General features: G+C 65.7%; 15 protein-coding genes. 5 read left to right on the top strand and 10 right to left on the bottom strand.

Going from position 1 to position 20,386, the window contains the following annotated elements; all coding sequences use genetic code 11:
• Window positions 1-77: 77 nt before the first annotated feature.
• From LPA35_RS25740 to nirB, 8 genes are all read right to left on the bottom strand, one after another.
• Window positions 78-752 (bottom strand): TrkA family potassium uptake protein, encoded by a 675-nt coding sequence (locus LPA35_RS25740; RefSeq protein ID WP_121507116.1) that lies wholly within the window; start codon window positions 750-752, stop codon window positions 78-80.
• Entirely contained in the window at window positions 742-2,076 is a 1,335-nt protein-coding gene (locus LPA35_RS25735) for a TrkH family potassium uptake protein (RefSeq protein ID WP_228900150.1), read from the bottom strand. Before LPA35_RS25735 ends, LPA35_RS25740 begins: the two co-directional genes overlap by 11 nt.
• Window positions 2,077-2,250: 174 nt before the next feature.
• Window positions 2,251-3,102, bottom strand: a complete 852-nt coding sequence (cobA, locus tag LPA35_RS25730) for a uroporphyrinogen-III C-methyltransferase (RefSeq protein WP_121507114.1) — start codon at window positions 3,100-3,102, stop codon at window positions 2,251-2,253.
• Window positions 3,099-4,022: a DNA-binding protein YbiB gene (gene ybiB / locus LPA35_RS25725; RefSeq protein WP_228900149.1), complete on the bottom strand. Its 924-nt coding sequence runs from the start codon at window positions 4,020-4,022 to the stop codon at window positions 3,099-3,101. Before ybiB ends, cobA begins: the two co-directional genes overlap by 4 nt.
• Window positions 4,023-4,190: 168 nt before the next feature.
• Window positions 4,191-7,028 carry a nitrate reductase gene (locus LPA35_RS25720; protein ID WP_228900147.1) on the bottom strand — a complete coding sequence of 946 codons (2,838 nt, stop codon included), beginning with the start codon at window positions 7,026-7,028 and terminating at the stop codon, window positions 4,191-4,193.
• A 100-nt stretch (window positions 7,029-7,128) separates the two neighbouring features.
• Complete coding sequence (gene nirD / locus LPA35_RS25715; RefSeq protein ID WP_218299179.1) at window positions 7,129-7,527, bottom strand: nitrite reductase small subunit NirD; 399 nt, start codon at window positions 7,525-7,527, stop codon at window positions 7,129-7,131.
• 94 nt (window positions 7,528-7,621) lie between these two features.
• Entirely contained in the window at window positions 7,622-8,425 is an 804-nt protein-coding gene (locus tag LPA35_RS25710) for a type IV pili methyl-accepting chemotaxis transducer N-terminal domain-containing protein (RefSeq protein ID WP_121419395.1), read from the bottom strand.
• Window positions 8,426-8,451: 26 nt separating this feature from the next.
• Window positions 8,452-10,896, bottom strand: coding sequence for a nitrite reductase large subunit NirB (nirB, locus tag LPA35_RS25705; RefSeq protein WP_228900145.1), 2,445 nt, complete (start codon window positions 10,894-10,896; stop codon window positions 8,452-8,454).
• A gap of 354 nt (window positions 10,897-11,250) precedes the next feature.
• Between nirB and LPA35_RS25700 the strand changes: the two genes are divergently transcribed.
• Window positions 11,251-13,014 (top strand): bifunctional protein-serine/threonine kinase/phosphatase, encoded by a 1,764-nt coding sequence (locus tag LPA35_RS25700; RefSeq protein ID WP_228900142.1) that lies wholly within the window; start codon window positions 11,251-11,253, stop codon window positions 13,012-13,014.
• Between the two features lie 161 nt (window positions 13,015-13,175).
• Here the strand turns inward: LPA35_RS25700 and LPA35_RS25695 are convergent, their stop codons facing one another.
• Window positions 13,176-14,390, bottom strand: a complete 1,215-nt coding sequence (locus LPA35_RS25695) for a nitrate/nitrite transporter (RefSeq protein ID WP_121419398.1) — start codon at window positions 14,388-14,390, stop codon at window positions 13,176-13,178.
• Between the two features lie 507 nt (window positions 14,391-14,897).
• On the opposite strand from LPA35_RS25695, the gene LPA35_RS25690 reads away from it, so the two are divergent.
• Window positions 14,898-16,559, top strand: a complete 1,662-nt coding sequence (locus LPA35_RS25690) for a methyl-accepting chemotaxis protein (RefSeq protein ID WP_121507108.1) — start codon at window positions 14,898-14,900, stop codon at window positions 16,557-16,559.
• A 125-nt stretch (window positions 16,560-16,684) separates the two neighbouring features.
• Here the strand turns inward: LPA35_RS25690 and LPA35_RS25685 are convergent, their stop codons facing one another.
• Window positions 16,685-17,710, bottom strand: a complete 1,026-nt coding sequence (locus LPA35_RS25685) for a LacI family DNA-binding transcriptional regulator (RefSeq protein WP_218299183.1) — start codon at window positions 17,708-17,710, stop codon at window positions 16,685-16,687.
• A 205-nt stretch (window positions 17,711-17,915) separates the two neighbouring features.
• Between LPA35_RS25685 and LPA35_RS25680 the strand changes: the two genes are divergently transcribed.
• Genes LPA35_RS25680 through LPA35_RS25670 form a run of 3 tightly spaced genes read left to right on the top strand, consistent with a single transcriptional unit; the run spans window position 17,916 to window position 20,224 of the window.
• The gene (locus LPA35_RS25680) at window positions 17,916-18,401 is read left to right on the top strand and encodes a gluconokinase (protein ID WP_228900224.1); all 486 of its coding nucleotides are present in this window, start codon (window positions 17,916-17,918) and stop codon (window positions 18,399-18,401) included.
• The gene (locus LPA35_RS25675; RefSeq protein WP_055400231.1) at window positions 18,398-18,919 is read left to right on the top strand and encodes a TRAP transporter small permease; all 522 of its coding nucleotides are present in this window, start codon (window positions 18,398-18,400) and stop codon (window positions 18,917-18,919) included. Before LPA35_RS25680 ends, LPA35_RS25675 begins: the two co-directional genes overlap by 4 nt.
• Before the next feature lie 12 nt (window positions 18,920-18,931).
• Window positions 18,932-20,224: a TRAP transporter large permease gene (locus LPA35_RS25670; RefSeq protein ID WP_228900221.1), complete on the top strand. Its 1,293-nt coding sequence runs from the start codon at window positions 18,932-18,934 to the stop codon at window positions 20,222-20,224.
• Window positions 20,225-20,386: the final 162 nt, after the last annotated feature.

Here is a 20,386-nt window from a genome sequence, read left to right as displayed (position 1 = left end):
GCGCCCGCTACCAGCCGCGCAAGGTGCTCTGGCACGTTGGCGGCAGGGAAGGGCGCGTGCGGCGCGGCGCTGGGCGCTCAGTACAACGCTGCGAAGCGCTCCACCATGCGCGTGGGGCCTGCCACGATGAGGTGGTCGCCCGGTTTGATTTCGGTTTCTGCCTTGGCGTAGATGAAGTCGAGGTGGCGGCGTTTGATGCCCACCACCGTAATGCCATGGCGTTTGCGCACGTCGGATTGCGACAATGGCTTGTTGTGTGTCTCCATCGGCGCCCGGGTTTTGGCAATGGCAAAGCCGTCGTCAAACTCGATGAAGTCGATCATTTTGCCGGTGACCAAGTGCGCCACGCGTTCGCCCATGTCCGCCTCAGGGTAGACGACATGGTGCGCACCCACCCGCTCGGCAATGCGGCCGTGCTGGGGGTCAATGGCCTTGGCCCAGATGTCCTTGAGCCCCAGCTGGCTCAGGTTCAGGATGGTGAGCACGCTCGCTTCCAGGTTGCCGCCGATGCTCACCACCGCATGCGCAAAGTCGGGCACGGCCAGCTGGCGCAGGGTTTCCAGGTCGGTGGCGTCGGCCTGCACCACATGGGGTAGCACGCTCGCCAGCGACTGCACCGTCTCGGCATCGCTCTCGATGGCTAGCACGTCGTGGCCCAGCTCCACCAGCGATTTTGCAACCCCGGTGCCAAAGCGGCCCAGGCCAATCACCACCACGCTGCCCGACAGGTTCTTTACGGCTTTATCCAACAATGGGTTTCTCCTCGGGGTAACGGTAGTTGCGGCGCATCTGGTTGGTGGCCAGGGCCACGGCCAGGGTGACCACGCCCACGCGCCCAATGAACATGAGCGCAATGATGATGGCCTGCGCCCCCGGCACCAGGTCGGCGGTGATGCCCGTAGACAGCCCCACGGTGCCGAACGCTGAAATCACTTCGAACAGCACTTTTTCCAGCGGTAGCGGCGTGAGCGGCAAGATGAGCAAAATGGCCAGTCCCACCACGGCCGCGCTGAGCACCAAGATGGTGATGGCCTGGCGTTGCACCGAATCGGCGATGCGACGGCCGCGAAACTCGACGTCGCGGTGCCCACGGATTTCGTTCCACACCACCAGTACCAACACAAAAAACGTGGTCACCTTGACGCCCCCGGCGGTGCCCGCGCTGCCCCCGCCGATGAACATGAGGATGTAGTGCAGCGCCAGTGATTCGGTGCTCAGCGCTCCGATATCGACTGCATTGAACCCTGCCGTGCGTGCCGATACCGAGGTGAACAGTGCCACCAGCCCCTTGTGCGCCCAGCCCATGGGCCCCAGCGTTCCCGGATTGTCGAACTCGGCCAGAAAGATCACCACCGTGCCCAGTGCGATCAACGCCAGCGAGCCCCACACCGTGAGGGCGGTGTGCATGGACCACAGTGGGCGTTTGCGTCCGCGTTCGGCCAGCAGCTCGTGCAGCACCGGAAACCCCAGGCCTCCGATGATGATCGCCAGCATCAGCGGAGCCAGCACCAGCACATCGGACGAGAACCGCACCACGCTGTCTGCCCAGGTCGAAAATCCCGCATTGTTGAAGGCCGATATGGAGTGGAACATGCCTTGCCAGGCAGCCTCTCCCCAGGGCATGCCATAGCCCAGTGCGAACCGCAGGCCCAGGGCCAGCGCCATCAGCAGCTCGACGGCAACCGTCACTTGGAGCACGATCTTGGCAACGCTCTTTACGTCCCCCAGCGCCAGCGAATGGGTCTCTGCCTGCAGCAGCAGCCGGGTGCGTATGCGCATTTGCCCGCTGATGAGCAGCCCCATCAGCGTGGCCGACGTCATCATGCCGAAGCCGCCCAGCTGAAACAGGCCCATGATGAGGGCCTGGCCCGTGCCGCTCCAATAGGTGCCGGTGTCCACCACCACCAGTCCTGTCACGCACACGGCGGAGGTGGCGGTGAACAATGCCGTGAGAAATGGCGCGCTCTGCCCCTGGGCGTGCGAGAGCGGCAGCATGAGCAAGACCGTGCCGGCAGCGATGACGGCCAGAAAAGACAGCACCAGAACCGCTGCGGGGTGCACGACACGTTGGTTCAAACGAATTCCTGGGCGGGTGGCAACAATGCGCGGCCCGTGAAGGGTCGGGGCTTGGCGAAGACTCTCTCCAGAGTCTGCGCGCGGCGATGCTATCAGCTTTGGATAGATCTCTCGCCTGCTGCGACGCTGTGGAGGCGGCCGGTGCTGCGCACAGCCGCAGGCACCCCCACGTCGTCAGACAGCGCGCCGCGCCCGGGGTGCTTCGGATTTTTCAGACGTGGAATGCATCGCGTCCTGCGACGCCAGCGCCACACCCCGCACCACATCCCCCACAACGATCACCGAGGGGCTGGCGAGCCCGTCGCGCGTGATGGTGGCGTGCAGGGCTCCCAATGTGGTGACCGCGTGGCGCTGATGGGGCAAGCTGGCATGCTGGATGATGGCCACGGGCGTGCTGGCGGGCAGGCCGGTGAGCAGCTCCTGCTCGATGGTGGCGGCGCCGCTCACACCCATGTAGATCACCAGCGTGAGCTTGGCGTCGCGGGCCGTGGCGGCCAGTTGGCGCCAGTCGGTGCCCGCATCGCCGGGCTTGGCATGGCCGGTGACGAACACCACGCCGTGGGCATGCTCGCGGTGGGTGAGCGGCGCGCCCAGCGAGGTCAGGCCTGCCAGGCCCGCCGTGATGCCGTTGATGACGGTGACCGGCACGCCTGCCGCGCGCAGGTGCTCCACTTCTTCTCCACCCCGGCCGAAGATGAACGGGTCGCCGCCTTTAAGGCGCACCACGTTCTCACCCTCGTTCACCGCCATCAGCATCAGCTTCTCGATGAAGGCCTGGGGCGTGCTCTTGCAGCCACCACGTTTGCCCACGTAGACGATGCGGGCCGTGGGCGACGCGTGCGCCACGATGGCGTCGCTCACGAGGTCATCCACCAGCAGCACGGTGGCGGCCTGGATGGCCTTGAGTGCCTTGATGGTGAGCAGTTCCGGATCGCCGGGGCCAGCGCCCACCAGCGTGCAGCTGCCTCCCGTTCCGAGGTGGGGCTTGGAAGGGGGCAGGGTGTTGGTGTGCGTGGGGCGGCTCATGGGGATGTCTCCGAATTGGTTTGTTCCGCAAGTCGCAAGATATGTTCCACCTGGCGCTCAATCGCAGGCGGAATCGGCAACTCGCCCGCCAGCACGCAGCGGGTGTAACTGGCCGTTGTGGCCACGTCGATCTCCGTGGGTAAGCCGGGCACCTCGCTGGCGGTCCCGGGCTGCTGTGATTCCAGCACCGCGTGCATGCCGTGCACAAAACCGTCGTATCGCGGTGTGCGGCGCGGATCAGTAGCGACCTCGCCCTCCAGCCCGCGCGAGAGCAGCGCGCTCACGCCCAGCGTGCGAAAGGTGGTCTGCAGCATCTCGAAATATTCAGGGTGTGTGTACGCAGTGACCACCACCGACGGCCCCGCGCACGGGCTCATCAGCTTGACCACGCTGTGCCCCGGGTTGCGCAAGCCCACCACCTCGCGCACAGAGAGCAGGCGCGCCAGGCCTGCGTGCAGATGCTGGGTGTGGATATGGCGCACGGTGCCGTTTGCTATTTTTTCAGGAGCTGTTAGCGCAGGTACATCAAGCGCTAGAAGCACATCGGATGCCAAAATGCGCCGCGCCTCGGTGCGCATGCCGTGCAGCAGCACGGGCAGCCCCTCGCGCGCCAGCAGCAGCGCCAGCAGCGGCGTCAGCACCGGCAGCTTGCGCGCGCCGTTGTAGCTGGGCAGCACGATGAGCGGGCGGTCGGTGGCGGGCAGCAGGGCCAGGCGCTGGTGCGTGGCATCCAGAAAGCCGCACATCTCTTCGGACGTCTCCCCCTTGATGCGCATGGCCAGGCAGAACGCGCCGATCTCCAGGTCGCTCACCTGCCCGTCCAGCACCTGGCCGAACAGGTCGGTGGCCTGCTCGCGCGACAGTGGCTTGGCGCCGCGCGCGCCGCGGCCGATTTCCTTGATGTACTGGGCGATGGCCATGGTCTTTGGTGGCGGGACTTGTGAAACAGGGCTTCAGCGTCGTTGTTTCGGCTTGCCGTACAGGCGTACTGTCTGTGCCGAAAGCGCCTGGCTGCAGCCCTGTTGCACAAGTCCTGGTGGGGTTTGTTGGTTTGAAGGCTATTTTCTCGCAACCCAGAGAACTTTTGGTTATATGGTGGCCTGCGCCAGGGGCTTGGACGCCAGTGGCCCCGTGGCGCGCACCATGCGCTTGAGTTCGGGCAGGCACGAGCCGCAGTTGGTGCCGCAGCGCAGCTTGCCCTGTAGTTGCGCCAGCCGGTCGTCGTCGGTTCCGTGGCAGTGCGCCAGCTCGGCGGTGATGGCGGTGTCCGTCACGTTGAAGCAGGTGCACACCGATTTTCCACGCGACTGCACGGCCACGGGTGCTTTGGCGCCGGGCACGAGCAGCAGGCGGCCATAGGTCTGCGCGGGCAATTCTTCCTGCAGCAGGGTCTTGAGCCAGCCCTCGGCGCTGGTGTCGCCCGCGAGCACGATGCCTTCGAGCGTGGTGGTGTCCCCATGGCGAGCCAGCCGCGCGGCGCGGCGCTGGCCGCGTTTCTTGTCGGCATAGCGCAGCGTGTCGGCGCCAGTCAGGCCCATCAGAGATTCGATGCGTTCCACAGTGGCGTCGGGCGGTGCCTCGTGCGCGGCGGCGCGCAGCAGCACACCCACGCGCTCACGGCCGGGTTCGCCCAGCGGTGTGTTGTTGCTGAAGGGAACGCAGCTCGCAAACGGAAACTGCGCCATCAGCGCGGACAGCGCCTCGCGCGTGGCCTGGGCGCTGTCGGCGGGCAGCCAGGCCATGGCCAGCAGCGTCCAGGGCAGCTCGGCCTTGAGCACCTTCACGGCCGCGTGCTTGAGCTCGGGCTGCTTGGACGTGGGGCAATAGGCCGAGGTGGTGAGCGCGTTCACGCCTGCCAAGCGCTCGCCGGTGGACGAGCAGCCGCTCAAAAATTCGCTGCCCCAGTGCATGGCCATGAACGCCTGCGACAGGCCCACGGTGGTGTCGGCCTGCGCGGGCACCACGATGGTGCCGCGCTTGCTCGTCACGTAGACCAGGTCGCCGTTCTTCAGGCCGCGCCGCTCCATGTCCTGTGGGTGCAGTTGCACGCTGGGCTCGGCCACATGGCCGAACAGGCGGCCCAGTGTGCCGGTGCGCGTCATGCCGTGCCACTGGTCGCGCAGGCGGCCGGTGGTCAGGCTGAAGGGGTAACGCGACTCGCGCTGCTCGGCCGTGTGTTGCCAGGCGTTCGCGGCAAAACGGGCGCGGCCATCGGGGGTGGGGAACACGCCGTCTTCGTACAGGCGGGCCTTGCCCGTGGTGGATCCCTCAGGCAATGGCCACTGTTGGGGGCCTGCAGATTCGAGCGTCTCCCACGACAGACCGGTGATGTCCAGGTCGCGTCCGCGGGTGCTCTCGCGGTGCTCATTCCACACAGTTTCGGCGCCTTGGTCGGCGTCGTCAGTGGAGTAGGGGAACAGCGTGGGCTGGCCGGGGCGCAGGCGGGCCTCCAGCTGGTGCGCAAACTGCACCGCAATGGCCCAGTCGTGGCGGGCCTCGCCCGGTGCGGACACGGCAGTGCGCACGCGCGAGATGCGGCGTTCGCTGTTGGTCACCGTGCCAGTCTTCTCGCCCCAGGTGGTGGCGGGAAGCAGCAGGTCGGCATAGGCACAGGTGGCGGCGGTGGCAAAGGCTTCTTGCACCACCACAAACTCGGCGCGCTGCAGTGCGCGGCGCACGGTGGCCTGGTCGGGCATGCTTTGCGCGGGGTTGGTGCAGGCAATCCACAGGGCCTTGATCTCGCCGTCGGCGGCGGCCTGGAACATCTCCACGGCCGTCTTGCCCGGCTTGCTGGGCACATCGGCCACGCCCCAGAGCGCGGCCACTTCGGCGCGGTGCTGCGGGTTGGCCAGGTCGCGGTGGGCGCTGAGCAGATTGGCCAGGCCACCCACTTCGCGCCCGCCCATGGCGTTGGGCTGGCCGGTCAGGCTGAACGGGCCCGCGCCGGGCTTGCCGATCTGTGCGGTGGCCAAGTGCAGGTTGATGAGCGCTGCGTTCTTGGCCGTGCCGCTGCTGCTCTGGTTCAGGCCCTGGCAGTACAGGCTGAGCGTGGCGTTGGACTGCGCAAACCACTTGGCGGCGGTGGTCAGGTCGGCCACGCTGATACCGCAGGTCTGCGCCACGCGTTCGGGTGTGTAGTCGCGCACCAGGGCCTTGAGCTCGTCAAAGCCCGTGGTGTGCGCAGCGATGTATTCGGCGTCCGTCCAACCCTCCCACAGCATCAGGTGCAGCATGCCGTTGAACAGCATCACGTCGCTGCCGGGCTGGATGGGCAGGAACAGGTCGGCCATGCCGGCCGTGTCGGTGCGGCGCGGGTCGACCACGATGACCTTCATGCCCGGGTTGGCGGCGCGCGCGTCTTCGATGCGGCGGAACAGGATGGGGTGCGCCCAGGCCGCGTTGCTGCCCACGATGAACAGGCACTGCGCGTGTTTCACATCGTCGTAGCAGGCGGGCGGCGCGTCGGCGCCCAGGGTCTGCTTGTAGCCCGCCACGGCGCTGCTCATGCACAGGCGCGAGTTGGTGTCGATGTTGTTCGTGCCGATCAGGCCCTTGGCCAGCTTGTTGAAGACGTAGTAGTCCTCGGTGAGCAATTGGCCGCTCACGTAAAAGCCCACGGCATCGGGGCCGTGGTTCTGGATGGTGTTTGCGAATTTTTCGGTGGCCAGGTTCAGCGCGGCGTCCCATGGCAGGGGCTGGGGAGCATCGCTGCGCTGCGCGCGATGCTGGGGCCGCAGTAGCCGGGTCTGCAGCGTGATGGGGCTGCTGGCCGTGAGGTGCAGGGTCGAGCCCTTGGTGCACAGGCGGCCGAAGTTGGCGGGGTGGGTTGGGTCGCCGCGCACGCCGGTGATCTGCGCGCCATCGGATTGGATGATCACGCCGCAGCCTACGCCACAGTAGGGGCAGGTGGATTTCGTTTCTTGCATGGCGTGGATTCCAGATGTTTTTGGGCTCTAGCGCTTAATGGAAAAGCGCTGATAGCTATGTATTTAATAGCTTTGGTGTTCGATGGACGTTGCGGGGTGATCAGGCCGCCAGGCCGCGCCGCGCCGGCCCTGCTACGGGGCGCGTCAAATCGACCGCATGCTCGTCCAGCTCCAGGGCATCCAGGTACACCGCGCCATCTTCCACCTTCACGGCGAACTTGGGCGTGCAGCCTTCGTCGGGAGCCGATGCCTGCCCATCGCACAACCCAATCGTCCAGTTGTGCAGCGGGCACGCCACCTGCGTGCCAAACACGATGCCTTGCGATAGCGGGCCGCCCTTGTGCGGGCAGCGGTCGAGCAGTGCGAACACGCCCCCGGCATCGTTGCGGAACACGGCCACATCCAGGCCCTGCGGGCGCGCCACACGGCGCGAGCCCAGCACGGGGATGTCGTCCACGCGGCAGATCAGCTTCCATTGCGGGCTGTTGGTTGTGGTCATCATGGTTCCTTGGGTGTCTTTGGGTGTTGTCGGGGAGCCTGCCAGGGTCATCGTGGGGCGGCTCGCAATTTTTTTGAGGAAGTCTTGGGTGGGCTCAGGCCGCCAGCGCCGCATACATGCCGGTCACGCGGTCCATGCTGGAGAGCAGGTTTTCGCTGGCCACGTACACCTCGGCCACTTGGCGGTTCACGTTGCCGCCGCCCTGCATGCGCTGCAGCGCAGCGTCAAAAAACACCCACTGGCCGTCGGCCAGCTGCAGTTCCTGGCGGATGCGGTTGGTGGCCTGGGGGGCATTGCGCAGCAGCTCGGTGGCTGCGATGAATTCACTGCGGGCCTTGGCGATTTCGGTGGTGGCGGTGGACGCGTCCACTGGCAGCATGGCGGCCAGGTAGAACTTGGCCATGCGCTGGCTCAGCATGCGCTGGCGGCCTGCAATGTTCACCAGGTGGCCCACGGGCTTGCCCGAGGCTGCCTCGTACTGCGTGGTGCCCAGATGGGCCAGGGCCAGCACCTTGGCATCGGCCTGCAGCATGGCGCTGGCGTTGTCGGTGGACGATGTCGCAGCGGCCAGCGTGGTCTTGTGAGCGGCCCACGCGGTTTCCAGCTTGGTGTACGTTTCGCGGATGGTGGGCGAGGGCGCATAGGCTTTGAGTTCCACCAGCTGGCGCTCGAACAGCGCGATGGACTGCTCCATCACCTGGCGTGCCGTGGGCGTGTCGGCCTTGTGGGCCAGGGCCAGCCAGGCCTTGCCCACACGCTGGCTCAGCATGCGCTGGCGCCCGGCCTTGTTGATGGCATCGTTGAGGTCGGTGACTTGGGCGTGGGCGCTGCCCAGCGGGGCGAGGGCGCTGCACGCAGCGGCGCAGCTGGCGGCGGTCAAAAGGGTTCTGCGGTGCATGGTGGGGTCTCTCCGGACTTGGGCGATCAGGCGCTCAAGGGCGCGAACTGGCGTGTGTCCACGGCCGCCTTGTCAAAGTCGAACCAGGGATCGGGCTCGCCGTCCAGCGCAAACTGCAGCTGCTCCCACAGCGCCTTGCGGCCTTCGTGGTCTTCCAAAATGCGCTTTTTCACATAGTCCAGGCCCACACGGTTCACGTAGTGCACGGTGCGCTCCAGGTACCAGCCTTCCTGGCGGTACAGCTCGCAGAAGGCGCCGGTGTACTCCAGCACTTCCTCGGCGGTTTTGAGCTTGGTGAAGAAGTGCGCCACTTCGGTCTTGATGCCGCCGTTGCCGGCCACGTACATTTCCCAGCCGCTGTCCACACCGATGATGCCCACGTCCTTGATGCCCGCCTCGGCGCAATTGCGCGGGCAGCCGCTCACGGCAAATTTCACCTTGTGCGGTGCATACATGCGCCACATGGCGCGCTCCAGATCCTTGCCCATCTGGGTGCTGTCTTGTGTGCCCATGCGGCACCACTCGCTGCCGACGCAGGTCTTCACGGTGCGCAGCGCCTTGGCGTAGGCGTGGCCGCTGGGCATGCCGATGTCCTTCCACACGTTGACCAGGTCTTCCTTCTTCACGCCCAGCAGATCAATACGCTGGCCGCCCGTGACCTTGACGGTGGGGATCTGGTACTTGTCCACCGCGTCGGCAATGCGGCGCAACTCATCGGCCGTGGTCTCGCCGCCCCACATGCGGGGGATTACGCTGTAGGTGCCGTCTTTCTGGATGTTGGCGTGGCTGCGTTCGTTGATGAAGCGGCTTTGCGGGTCGTCCTTGGCTTCTTTCGGCCAGGTGCTGATGAGGTAGTAGTTGACCGCCGGGCGGCAGGTGGCGCAGCCGTTGGGCGTCTTCCATTCCATGAACTTGAACACCTCGGCAATGCTGACCAGCTTGCTGCTGCGGATCGCGTCGCGCACGGCCTGGTGGCCGTGGTCGGTGCAGCCGCACATGGCCTTGGTCTTGGGCGTGGCGCTGTAGTCGCCACCGGCGGTGAACATGATGATCTGTTCCACCAGCCCCGTGCACGAGCCACAGCTGGCGCTGGCCTTCGTGTGCTTGCGCACTTCATCCAGTGTGAACAGGCCTTTGTCCTTGATGGCCTTGCAGATGGCGCCCTTGGTCACGCCGTTGCAGCCGCACACCTCGTCGCTGTCCTGCATGGCGGCAGCCTTGCTCTGGCCCTGGTGGCCGGTGTCGCCCAGGTGCGATTCGCCAAACATCAGCTTGTCGCGGATGTCGGTCACGCTGCGGCCGTCGCGCAGCAGCTTGAAGTACCAGCTGCCGTCCACCGTGTCGCCATACAGGCAGGCGCCCACAAGCTTGTCGTCTTTGATGACGAGCTTTTTGTACACGCCACCGAAGGGGTCGCTCATCACGATCTCCTCGGTGTCGTCTCCTCCTTGAAAGTCTCCGGCCGAGAACAGGTCGATGCCCGTCACCTTGAGCTTGGTGGACGTGAGCGAGCCCTGGTAGCGGCCGATGCCGAATTCGGCCAAATGGTTGGCCAGCACCTTGCCCTGCTCGAACAGCGGGGCCACCAGGCCATAGGCAATGCCCCGGTGCGCGGCGCATTCGCCCACGGCGTAGATGCGGGCGTCGGTGGTGGTCTGCAGCGTGTCGCTGACCACAATGCCGCGGTTCACGTGCAGGCGCATCTTTTCGGCCAGGGCGGTGTTGGGGCGGATGCCCACGGCCATCACCACCAGGTCGGCGGGCACCTCGGTGCCGTCCTTGAACTTCACGCTGGCCACGCGGCCTTCGGCGTTGCCCACCAGCTCTTGTGTTTGTGCTTTCATCAAGAACTGCATGCCGCGCTCCTGCAGCGACTTTTGCAGCATCTTCCCGGCCACGTCGTCCAGCTGCCGTTCCATCAGCCAGTCGCCCACATGCACCACGCTCACTTGCATGCCGCGCTTCATCAGGCCGTTGGCGGCCTCCAGGCCCAGCAGGCCGCCGCCGATGACCACGGCATGCTTGTACGTGGCGGCCGCGTCGATCATGGCCTGTGTGTCTGCAATGTCGCGGTAGGCCAACACGCCCTGCAAGTCTTTGCCGGGGATGGGCAGGATGAAGGGGTTGGAGCCTGTGGCGAGGATCAGTCGGTCGTATTCGGCGGTGACCACCGTGCCATCCTTGCTGGTGGCGCTGACCACGCGGCGCACGCGGTCCACGTCGGTCACGGTGAAGCCGGTGTGCAGCGTGATGTGATTGTCGGCATACCAGGACCAATCGTTCAGAATGATCTCGTCGATGGTCTGCTCGCCGGCCAGCACGGGCGAGAGCAGGATGCGGTTGTAGTTGGGGTGGGGCTCGGCCCCAAACACCGTGATGTCGTAAAGATCCGGGGCAATCTTGAGCAGCTCTTCCAGCGTGCGCACACCGGCCATGCCGTTTCCTACCATCACCAGCTTGAGCTTTTTCATCGTGACTCCGTCGGTTCTATCGCCTGGGCGATTCGAAAAACAAAAAAGGCGTCCACACGATGCCGTTTCGAATTCCTGTCGAAACCGCATGTGCGGACGCCTTCGTCCGGGCAATCCACCCCTGCGCCATTGCACGGGTGGATTGCGTGACCCTGTGGGGTCGTTGCTGGAGTTAAGCAATGCTTGTGCCAGACGATTTGCACTGAGGTGGGGCGGCTTCTTGGGGGTGTTTTGAGACCCGCGTGTGGGGGCTGGTGCAGTGCTGCCCCGGCTCTGAGCAGGTGCCACGGGGGTATGCCCTTGTCTGGCGCGGGGCGCACCACCTTGGGCACGGAACCTGCAAGGAGCTGGTGCATGACTTTTGAACTGGATTTCGGCCACACCTCGCAGGCCGGGCGCAAGGAGGTGAATGAAGACTTCGCCGCGCTCGTGCTGGGCCAGGGGCGCGACCGTGAGCGCGGAGCCATCGCGGCCATCGCCGACGGCGTGAGCACCGGCGGCAATGGCCGCGAGGCCGCCCAGACTTCAGTGAACACGCTGGTGAACGACTACTTCGCCACGCCCGACACCTGGGACACCACGGTGGCGCTGGACCGCATCCTGTCCGCCCACAACGGCTGGCTCGCCTCCATGAACCGGCGCCGCCAGCCTGCGGTGGGGTTGACCACGCTGACCGCGCTGGTGCTGTGTGGCCAGTCCTACACGCTGGCCCATGTGGGAGACACGCGCGCCTACCTGGTGCGCGAGGGCCGCCTGCAGCAGCTGACCACCGACCATGTCATGGCGCAGCACGATCTCAGGCACCAGCTCACCCGCGCCATGGGCCTGGACGACCACGTGGTGGTGGACTACAGCCAGGGCGAGCTGCGCAGCGGCGACCTGTTTGTGCTGCTGTCGGACGGCGTGCACGGCAGCATGCCCGAGCGCGAACTGCGCCAGCTGCTGCGCCAGGAGATACCGGCCCAGGCGCTCACCGACGAGCTGGTGCAGGTAGCCCTGCGCCGTGGCAGCAGCGACAACGTGACCGCGCTGGTGGTGCGGGTGCAGGGCGCGCTGGAGGCCACGCTGCAAGACGAATCGCGCCGCGCCCAGGACCTGCCCGTGCTGCCCCTGCTCAAGGTGGGCGACACCGTGGACGGCCTCACGGTGACAGCCATCGTGGCCGACAACGGCATCCACCGGCTGTACCAGGTGCGCGATGGAGCCACGCAGCGGCTGTATGCCCTCAAGACCCTGCTGCCCGCGCGCGCCCACGACGCCGAAGAACGCGCCACGCTGGCGCACGAGGCCTGGGTGGCGCGGCGCATGCAGTCGGGCCAGGCCGCCGCCCATCTGGCGCGGCTCAACGATTGGCCGGTGGGGGACGGCGGCTTTGGCGATGGCGCCGCAGCCAGCGCGTTTTACCTGCTGTACGACTGGCATTCCGGCGACACGCTGGGGCAGCGCCTGCGCCATCGCCAGCACCTGGCCGTGGGGCAGGCTGTGACGGTGACCGTGCAGGCCGCGCGCGTGCTGGGCTGGCTGCACCGCCAGGGCGTGGTGCACCGCGACATCAAGCCCGACAACCTGCACCTGGGCGACGACGGGGTGCTGCGTGTGCTGGACCTGGGCGTGGCCCTCTCAGGCCGGGAGCCCGAGGCCACCCGCCGCCTGCACGCCGGAACCCCCAGCTACATGAACCCGGAGCAGTGGCCGGGCTATGAAAAGGGCGGCGACCCCTCCGGTCAGTTGCCCGACATGGGCAGCGACCTGTTTGCGCTGGGGGTCACGCTGTACCAGCTGCTCAGCCACGGGCGCCTGCCCTATGGCGAGGTGGTGCAGTACCAGCTGGGCCGCTACCACCGCGACCCGGTGCCCCCCAGCCGCCACAACCCGGGCGTGCCGATCTGGCTCGACCAGATTGCCCTGAAGGCCGTGGCCCGCAACCGCGCCCAGCGTTTTGAAACTGCCGAGGAACTGCTGCTGGCCCTGGAGCGCGGCGCCTCACGCCCCCTGTCGGCGACCGGGCCCCAGCCGCTGATGCAGCGCGATGCCACGGCCCTGTGGAAGATCGCTCTGGCCGTGAGCGTGCTGGTGAATGTGCTGTTGATTTATTGGCTGCTGTTTTTGCCGCGGTGAGCTTTCGCGGCGATTTGCTATTAAAAACATAGCTTTTAGCGCTTATGAGATAAGCGCTGGGGCTTGTTTTGGTCAAAGACCGTGCATGCACGACGCCCATTGAGCGAGTGCCCTTTTGCTGGAAGTGTGGCGAGCGCTTGTGCGCTCACCGGCTACGCCGGTCACGCACTGCGCGCACGTCCACCCTTCTCCGCCCACGTGCGCGTCCAGCGGATCTGCATCACCCGCAGTAGCACCAGCATGGCCAGCGCACACACCGCAATGCCCACAAAGCCCCAGAGGTAGGTGCCGGTGTACTGGCGCGAGATGCCCATGCCATTGGGGATGAGGCCGCCGCCCAGCGCGCCGATCTCGCCGATCATCGAGCCTGCCACCGCCGTGGCCAATGGCCAGCGCAGCGGCACCAGCTGGAACAGGGCGCCGTTGCCTGCCCCCAGGGCCGCAAAACACACGAGGAACAGCAGCATGGTCACGGGCAGTGATTTTTCGGCTAGGCCACACAGCACCATGCTGGCGGCGGTGATGGCCAGCACGCCGGTCAGGGTGTTCACACCGCCCCAGTGGTCCGACAGCCAGCCACCAAACACGCGCAGGGCCGCGCCCAGGAATGCCGCCATCATCGTGAGCTGGCCGGCCGCCACCTTGCTCACGCCGAACTGGTCATAAAAGTAGCTGGGCAAGAAGGTGGTCAGGCCAATGAAGCCGCCAAAAGTCACGGCGTAGATCAGGCTGAAGGCCCAGCCGTCTTTTTCAAACAGGCAGGCGATGTGCTCACGGAAGCTGGCGTGGGGTGCCAGGTCGGGCGGCTCCTTGGCATACACCGCCATCACCAGCGCGGGTATCGCCACACTCACGGCAGCAAAGCCATACACGGCCTGCCAGCCAAACTTCTGCGCCAGCATGGGCGCGAGCAGGGCTGCCACTGCAGTGCCCACGTTGCCGGCGCCCACGATACCCATGGCCAGGCCTTTGTAGCGCGGCGGGAACGAGCCCGAGCCCAGTGACAGGGCCACCCCAAAGCTGGCACCCGCCACGCCCAGCAGGATGCCCATGGCGAGCAGGTCGTTGTACGAATGCACGAACAGGTAGCCATAGCCCATGGCCACAAAGATCCCCGCCATCTCGACCAGCGTGGCGTTCTTGCGACCGATGTACTGCGCCAGGATGCCCAGCGGAAACCGCATGAGGGCGCCCGCAAAGATGGGAATGGACAGCATCATGCCCATCTGCGTCGGCGTGAGCTGGAAGGCATCGCGGATGAACGGTGCCATGGCACCGTTGATCACCCAGACTGCGCACGAGAAACCGAAATACAGAAAGGACGACCACAGCGTGGGGGCGTGGCCGGACTTGAGAAACTCTCGAAATTGAAGCATGGCGATCTAGCGCAAAGAGGCTGCTGTGCTGCTGCAAGCACACCCACAACCGGGCAGAAAAACAAAAAGGCGCCAACACGGGCCGCGCGGGCTTGCTGGTTTGTTTGCAAGCCCCACACATCCCATGAAGACGCCAACGTCTTGTTCGCCCAATCCGCCGTTGCACCGGGCTGACACACGGCCAGCGTTGACCGTGGTGCTGAACATGCAAAGGACGTGCCAAGTTCTGGTGGCACTTGGTTTGAGTAAAAACGGCAGCTGGCGCTTGCGTATCGAGAGTTTTTTGCTATCAAATTTGAAGTTAAAATTGCCTGCCAGTCCAAGTTAGTGCAGCGTGCTCCGGTGTGATGCACTTTTTTGGCGCGATGCACCAATTTGGTGGCTGCAAACCAGCAGAGCCACTTAGGTGTTTCAAATCATAAAAATTCAACATAGGATGTATTCGGTTCATCCGTTGCCGTGTTGCCCGGTTCTGAGGTGACGAGGCATTCCCTGAGGAGGGTCCCCATGCGCGTCAATCTCCCGATCAGCACGCAGGAATATGCGTTCCCCAAAGGCCAGACCCTGGTGTCCACCACCGATCTCAAGGGCCGCATCCTGTACTGCAACCCGATGTTCATCGAGGTCAGCGGGTACGAGAAGGAAGAGCTGCTGGGCCAGCCCCACAACATCGTCAGACATCCCGACATGCCCGAGGAGGCCTACCGAGACATGTGGGAGACCATTGCCAGCGGCAACCCGTGGTCGGCCCCGGTCAAGAACCGGCGCAAGGACGGCACCTTCTACTGGGTGATGGCCAACGTCACCCCGCTCATGCAGGGCGACCAGCCCACGGGCTACATGTCTGTGCGCACCGAGGCCACCCGCGACCAGATACAGGCCGCCGACCAGCTCTACCGCCAGATGCAGGCCGAAAAACAGGCTGGAACCCTGGTGCACGTGCTGCGCGAGGGGCAGATCGTCAAGAACACGCTCTGGGGGCGCATGGCCCGCGCAGTGCAGCTCGGGCCGCTCGGCAAGATCATGCTGTGCACGCTGCTGTTGGTGTTCGCGTCGTGGGGGGCTGCGCTGCTGGGCGGGCACACCATGACCGTCGCGGCGGGCGCAGCCTGGCTGGGCGTGGTGCTGCTGGCCCTGGGCATGGCGGTGTACCTGCACCGGGCCACCGTGGCGCCGTTGTCGCAGATGCTGCGCTGGGCCAACCGCATGGCCGCAGGCGACCTTACCCAGAAGATTGCGGCGTCGCGCAGCGACACCGTGGGTCAACTGCAAAAGGCGCTGGCCCAGCTCAATGTGAACCTGTTGTCCATCGTGCGCGATGCGCGCCAGGAGAGCGAACACATGCAGCTTTCCACCCGCGAGATCGCGCAGGGCAACCAGGACCTGTCAGAACGCACCGAAGCCCAGGCCAGCAACCTGGAGCAGACGGCGGCGTCGATGGAGGAAATCACCGGCACCGTCAAGCAGACGGCCGAATCGGCCCGCCAGGCCACCGTGCTGGCCACCCAGGCCACCCAGGTGGCTGAGCGCAGCAGCGAGGCCGTGGACGGCGTGGCCAGCACCATGAAGCAGATCCAGACTGCCTCCGGCCGCATCAGCGAGATCACCCAGCTCATCGACTCCATTGCGTTTCAGACCAATATCCTCGCGCTCAACGCCGCCGTGGAGGCCGCGCGTGCGGGTGAGCAGGGGCGCGGGTTTGCGGTGGTGGCCTCCGAGGTGCGCAGCCTGTCGCACCGCACGCTCTCGGCCGCCAAGGAAATCCGCCAGCTCATCGACGACTCGGCCACCAAGGTGAGCGAAGGCCACGCAAAGACCGACGCAGCGCAGAAGACCATGACCGAATCGCTGGAGCTGGTGCGCCGCGTGAACACGCTGATCGGTGAAATTCACAGCGCGTCCAACGAGCAGCTCAGCGGCATCTCTCAGGTCAACGCCGCCGTGGCGCAACTGGACACCATCACGCAGCAGAACGCCGCGCTGGTGGAGGAAAACGCCGCCTCGGCGATGCAGCTCAACGGGCAGGCGCAGACGATGACCGAGACGGTGCAGGTGTTCCGCATCGATGCGTCGGCGCCCAGCCAGGCGCGGGACGCGGTGGCGTTGCGCAAGGAGATGAAGGCTGGCAAGGGCGCATCGTCGTCCAGCCGCGCCTTGGCGGCGCTCTGAGCGCCAAGGGATTTCACGCAGTCCTGGAAACTGGCACGGTGCCATCACCAGTGCCACCGTGGAACGGCTTCGCCAGGCCACAGGTGGCCTCCCCTTGGGGGAAGACGCGAAGCGGCTCAGGGGGCTTATGTACTTGCCCGCACTGTCAGCTCAAACCCCAGATTCACTGAATTTTTCTCCGGCATCTCACCCCGCATCAGCGTCAGCAGCATCTGCGCACTGGCCTCGCCGATGGCCGAGCGCGGGGTGCGTACGGTGGTCAGCGGCGGCAGCATCTGGTCGCTGCCCGCAAGATCGTTAAAGCCGGCAATGGCCACGCGGCCAGGCACGGCCAGACCCAGACGCTGGGCGGCCAGCAGACCACCCTGCGCGAGGTCGTCGTTGCAGAAGAACACGGCGTCCACGCCAGGGCGGGTGCGTAGCACCTCTTCCAGCAGCTCTGCGCCCAGGCGGATGGATGAAGGCTGAGGGCTGAGCAGCTCCAGCCGTGGGTCGTACATCCCCGCCTCGCGCAGGCAACGGCGGTAGCCTTCGGCGCGCTGCATGGTGCGTGGGTCCAGCTGGGCGGCAACGAATGCGATGTTCTTGTGGCCGCGCGACAGCAGGTGGGTTGTCATCGCATGGCCCGCGTCCTGCTGTGAAAAGCCCACGCAGAACACGCCGGGTGCGGGCGTCATTTCCATCAAGTGCACGCAGGGCACGCCGCTGGTGGCAATCATGTGACGGGCGGCCTCGGTGCGGTCAAAGCCCGTGACGAGCAGGCCCGCCGGGCGGTGGGCCAGGTAGGTGCGCAGCAGCTGCTCTTCTTCCTGCGGGTCGTAGTGCGTCACGCCAATCAGGGCTTGGTAGCCGTGCGGGAAGAGGGTGCGGTGCACGGCCTCCAGCACGTCTACAAACAGCGCGTTGGACAGCAGCGGCACCAGCACCGGCACCTGCACACTGCGCTGCGAGGCCAGTGCGCGGGCGGCGGGGTCGGGCACGTAGCCCAGTTGTGCGGCGGCGTCTTTCACACGCTGCACCAGTTCTTGCGCCACGCCGCGCTCGCCGCGCAGGGCACGGGACGCGGTGATGGGGCTCACCTCGGCGGCCTTGGCCACGTCGTTCAGCGTGATGCGGCCGCTGGAGCGGCGTCTTGTCTCGGGTTTGTTCAAGGGTTAACCCTCATGGGGGTTGAGATTGATCTGGTTAGGATAGCGCTGTCCAAGCGATGGGGCAAGGCGATGCCCGCCATTTTGGATGAAGTTGAAGAACTTGCCACAGTTTGGGCGGCATCCGGGACCGGATGCCTTTTTTACAGATTGCTTGGATAGCGCTACCAATATGAGTGTTTTGCCGTCAACGGTTTATCTGGTGGTCATGGGTGTGGCCGGATGTGGCAAGTCCAGCCTCGGCGCTGCGCTGGCGCAGGCCGAAGGGCTGCCCCTGATCGAAGGGGACGACCACCACAGCCCGGCCAGTCGCGAAAAGATGCGCCAGGGTATTGCCCTGACCGACGAAGACCGCGAGGGCTGGCTGGCCACGCTGGGGCAATTGCTGCAGGCGCACCCGCACGGCGCGGTGCTGACCTGCTCTTCGCTCAAGAAGGCCTACCGAGACCGGCTGCGCGGCGCCTGTCCGGGGTTGCGGTTCGTGTTCCTGGAGATCGACCGCGCCAACGCAGGCCAACGTGTGGCGGCGCGCGCGGGCACCCATTTCTTTTCCAGCGCGCTGGTGGACAGCCAGTTCGCCACGCTGGAGTCACCGGTGGGCGAGGCGGGCGTGTTGCGGCTCGATGCGCTGTTGGATCTGGCCACGCTGCAGCAACAGGCTTCGGCCTGGATCGCCGCCCAGGAGTCTGCATGAATTCCCCTGCACAACAAGCGCAACTGCAGCCGTCGCTCAGCCGGTTCGCCAGGATCTCCCAGCTGCTGATGGCCAGTTGCCTCGGCGTGATGGCCGTGGCGGTCTTCATCAACGTGGTGCTGCGCTACGGCTTTGGCAGCGGCGTGGCGGCCAGCGAAGAGCTGTCGCGCCTGCTGTTTGTATGGATGGTTTTTATCGGTGCCGCAGCGGCCTACCCCGCCGGTGAGCACATGGCTTTTACCAGTCTGGCGGGCCTGTTGGCAAAGCGCCCGGTGGCCTTTGGCCTGTTGACGGCCGTGATCCGGCTGCTGGTGATCAGCGCCAGCGCCATGTTGGCCTGGGGCGCCTGGCAGCAGGTAGTGGTGGGCATGGGCAGCCGCTCCGTCGTCATGGCCTACCCGGCGGCGTTGCTACCACTGCCGGCCTTTTTGTGCGCGGTGGCCATCGGAGTGATGGCGGTCATCGAGTTGATTCAACGCAAGCCGCTGGACCTCGGTCACGGCGCCGAGGTGGAGTAAGTGATGATGGCCATGGGACCCGAAGCGCAGGCTTTTATCGTTTTTTCGCTGGGCATGCTGGTGCTGATGGGCACCGGCATGAACATGGGCCTCGCCCTGGTGCTCACTGGCGCTGGCATGGCCTGGGTGCTGGATTTTTTCGACACGCAATTGCTCGCGCAGAACCTCGTGGCCGGGGTGGACAGCTTTCCGCTGCTGGCCGTGCCGTTCTTCATCCTGGCGGGTGAGCTGATGAACTCAGGCGGCATCAGCCGTCGCATCATCGACATGGCGCAGGCATGGGTGGGGCATATCCGGGGTGGGCTGGGTTATGTAGCCATCGGCGCTGCGGTGCTGATGGCTAGCATGAGCGGGTCGGCCCTGGCCGACACGGCCGCGCTGGCCACCATCCTGCTGCCCATGATGCGCCAGCAGGGCTACCCGATGAACACCTCGGCAGGGCTGATCGCCTCGGGCGGGATCATTGCGCCCATCATTCCGCCGTCCATGCCGTTCGTGATCTATGGCGTGACGACCAACACCTCGATCTCGGCGCTGTTTGTGTCGGGCATCGTGCCTGGCTTGATGATGGGCGCGGGCCTTATCTTTGCCTGGCGCTGGGTGCTGCGCGGCTTGGATCTGCCCAAGGGCGAACCCTTGCCCGCCAAGGACCGCTTGCGCGCCACGGCACGCGCCTTCTGGGCCATGCTGATGCCGCTCATCATCATCGGCGGCATGAAGACGGGGGTTTTCACCCCCACCGAGGCCGCCGTGGTGGCCGCGTTCTATGCGCTGGCGGTGGCACTTTTCATCCACCGCGAGATGAAGCTGGCGGACATCTATGGCGTGCTGGTGCGTGCGGCCAAGACGACTTCCATCGTGATGTTCTTGTGCGCCGGTGCCCAGGTGGCCAGCTACATGATCACGCTGGCCGACCTGCCCAATGTGCTGACCAGCTGGCTGGGCCCGCTGGTGGAGAACCCGCGCCTGTTGATGGCCGTGATGATGATCGTGCTGGTGCTCATCGGCACGGCGCTGGACCTCACGCCCACCATCCTGATCTTTGCGCCCGTGATGCTGCCCATCGCCGTCAAGGCGGGGATCGACCCGGTGTACTTCGGCCTGATGTTTGTGCTCAACGGCGCCATCGGCCTCATCACGCCGCCCGTGGGCACGGTGCTCAATGTGGTGGCCGGGGTGGGGCGCATCTCGATGCACAGCGTGATCAAGGGCGTGAACCCGTTCCTCTTCACCTATGTGCTGATCCTCGCGCTGCTGGTGGCGTTCCCGCAGATCGTGACAGCCCCTGTGGTGTGGATGAGGTGAGATGAAGCACCCCCTGAGTCGCTTCGCGCCTTCACCCCTCTCTCGCCTCGCTGCGCGATGCGGGAGGGGGACGCCGCCAGCGCGGTGGGGCGGCCCTTGCGCCGCGGCCGCTGGTGCGGTGTGTGCCAGTTCGCCCACCTTGCCTCTTTGATTCTTTTTCCC

Source organism: Acidovorax sp. Leaf73 (genome assembly GCF_916855635.1).
GTDB classification, from domain to species: domain Bacteria; phylum Pseudomonadota; class Gammaproteobacteria; order Burkholderiales; family Burkholderiaceae_C; genus Acidovorax; species Acidovorax facilis.
This window is presented reverse-complemented; position numbering and strand designations above follow the sequence as displayed.

Excerpts from the sequence above, each read along its gene's own strand:
- LPA35_RS25680 (WP_228900224.1), top strand. The coding sequence starts at position 17,916 with ATGGGTGTGGCCGGATGTGGCAAGTCCAGCCTCGGCGCTGCGCTGGCG.
- LPA35_RS25675 (WP_055400231.1), top strand. The coding sequence starts at position 18,398 with ATGAATTCCCCTGCACAACAAGCGCAACTGCAGCCGTCGCTCAGCCGG.
- LPA35_RS25695 (WP_121419398.1), bottom strand. The coding sequence starts at position 14,390 with ATGCTTCAATTTCGAGAGTTTCTCAAGTCCGGCCACGCCCCCACGCTG.
- LPA35_RS25670 (WP_228900221.1), top strand. The coding sequence starts at position 18,932 with ATGGGACCCGAAGCGCAGGCTTTTATCGTTTTTTCGCTGGGCATGCTG.
- ybiB (WP_228900149.1), bottom strand. The coding sequence starts at position 4,022 with ATGGCCATCGCCCAGTACATCAAGGAAATCGGCCGCGGCGCGCGCGGC.
- LPA35_RS25720 (WP_228900147.1), bottom strand. The coding sequence starts at position 7,028 with ATGCAAGAAACGAAATCCACCTGCCCCTACTGTGGCGTAGGCTGCGGC.
- LPA35_RS25700 (WP_228900142.1), top strand. The coding sequence starts at position 11,251 with ATGACTTTTGAACTGGATTTCGGCCACACCTCGCAGGCCGGGCGCAAG.
- cobA (WP_121507114.1), bottom strand. The coding sequence starts at position 3,102 with ATGAGCCGCCCCACGCACACCAACACCCTGCCCCCTTCCAAGCCCCAC.
- LPA35_RS25690 (WP_121507108.1), top strand. The coding sequence starts at position 14,898 with ATGCGCGTCAATCTCCCGATCAGCACGCAGGAATATGCGTTCCCCAAA.
- nirD (WP_218299179.1), bottom strand. The coding sequence starts at position 7,527 with ATGACCACAACCAACAGCCCGCAATGGAAGCTGATCTGCCGCGTGGAC.
- LPA35_RS25710 (WP_121419395.1), bottom strand. The coding sequence starts at position 8,425 with ATGCACCGCAGAACCCTTTTGACCGCCGCCAGCTGCGCCGCTGCGTGC.
- nirB (WP_228900145.1), bottom strand. The coding sequence starts at position 10,896 with ATGAAAAAGCTCAAGCTGGTGATGGTAGGAAACGGCATGGCCGGTGTG.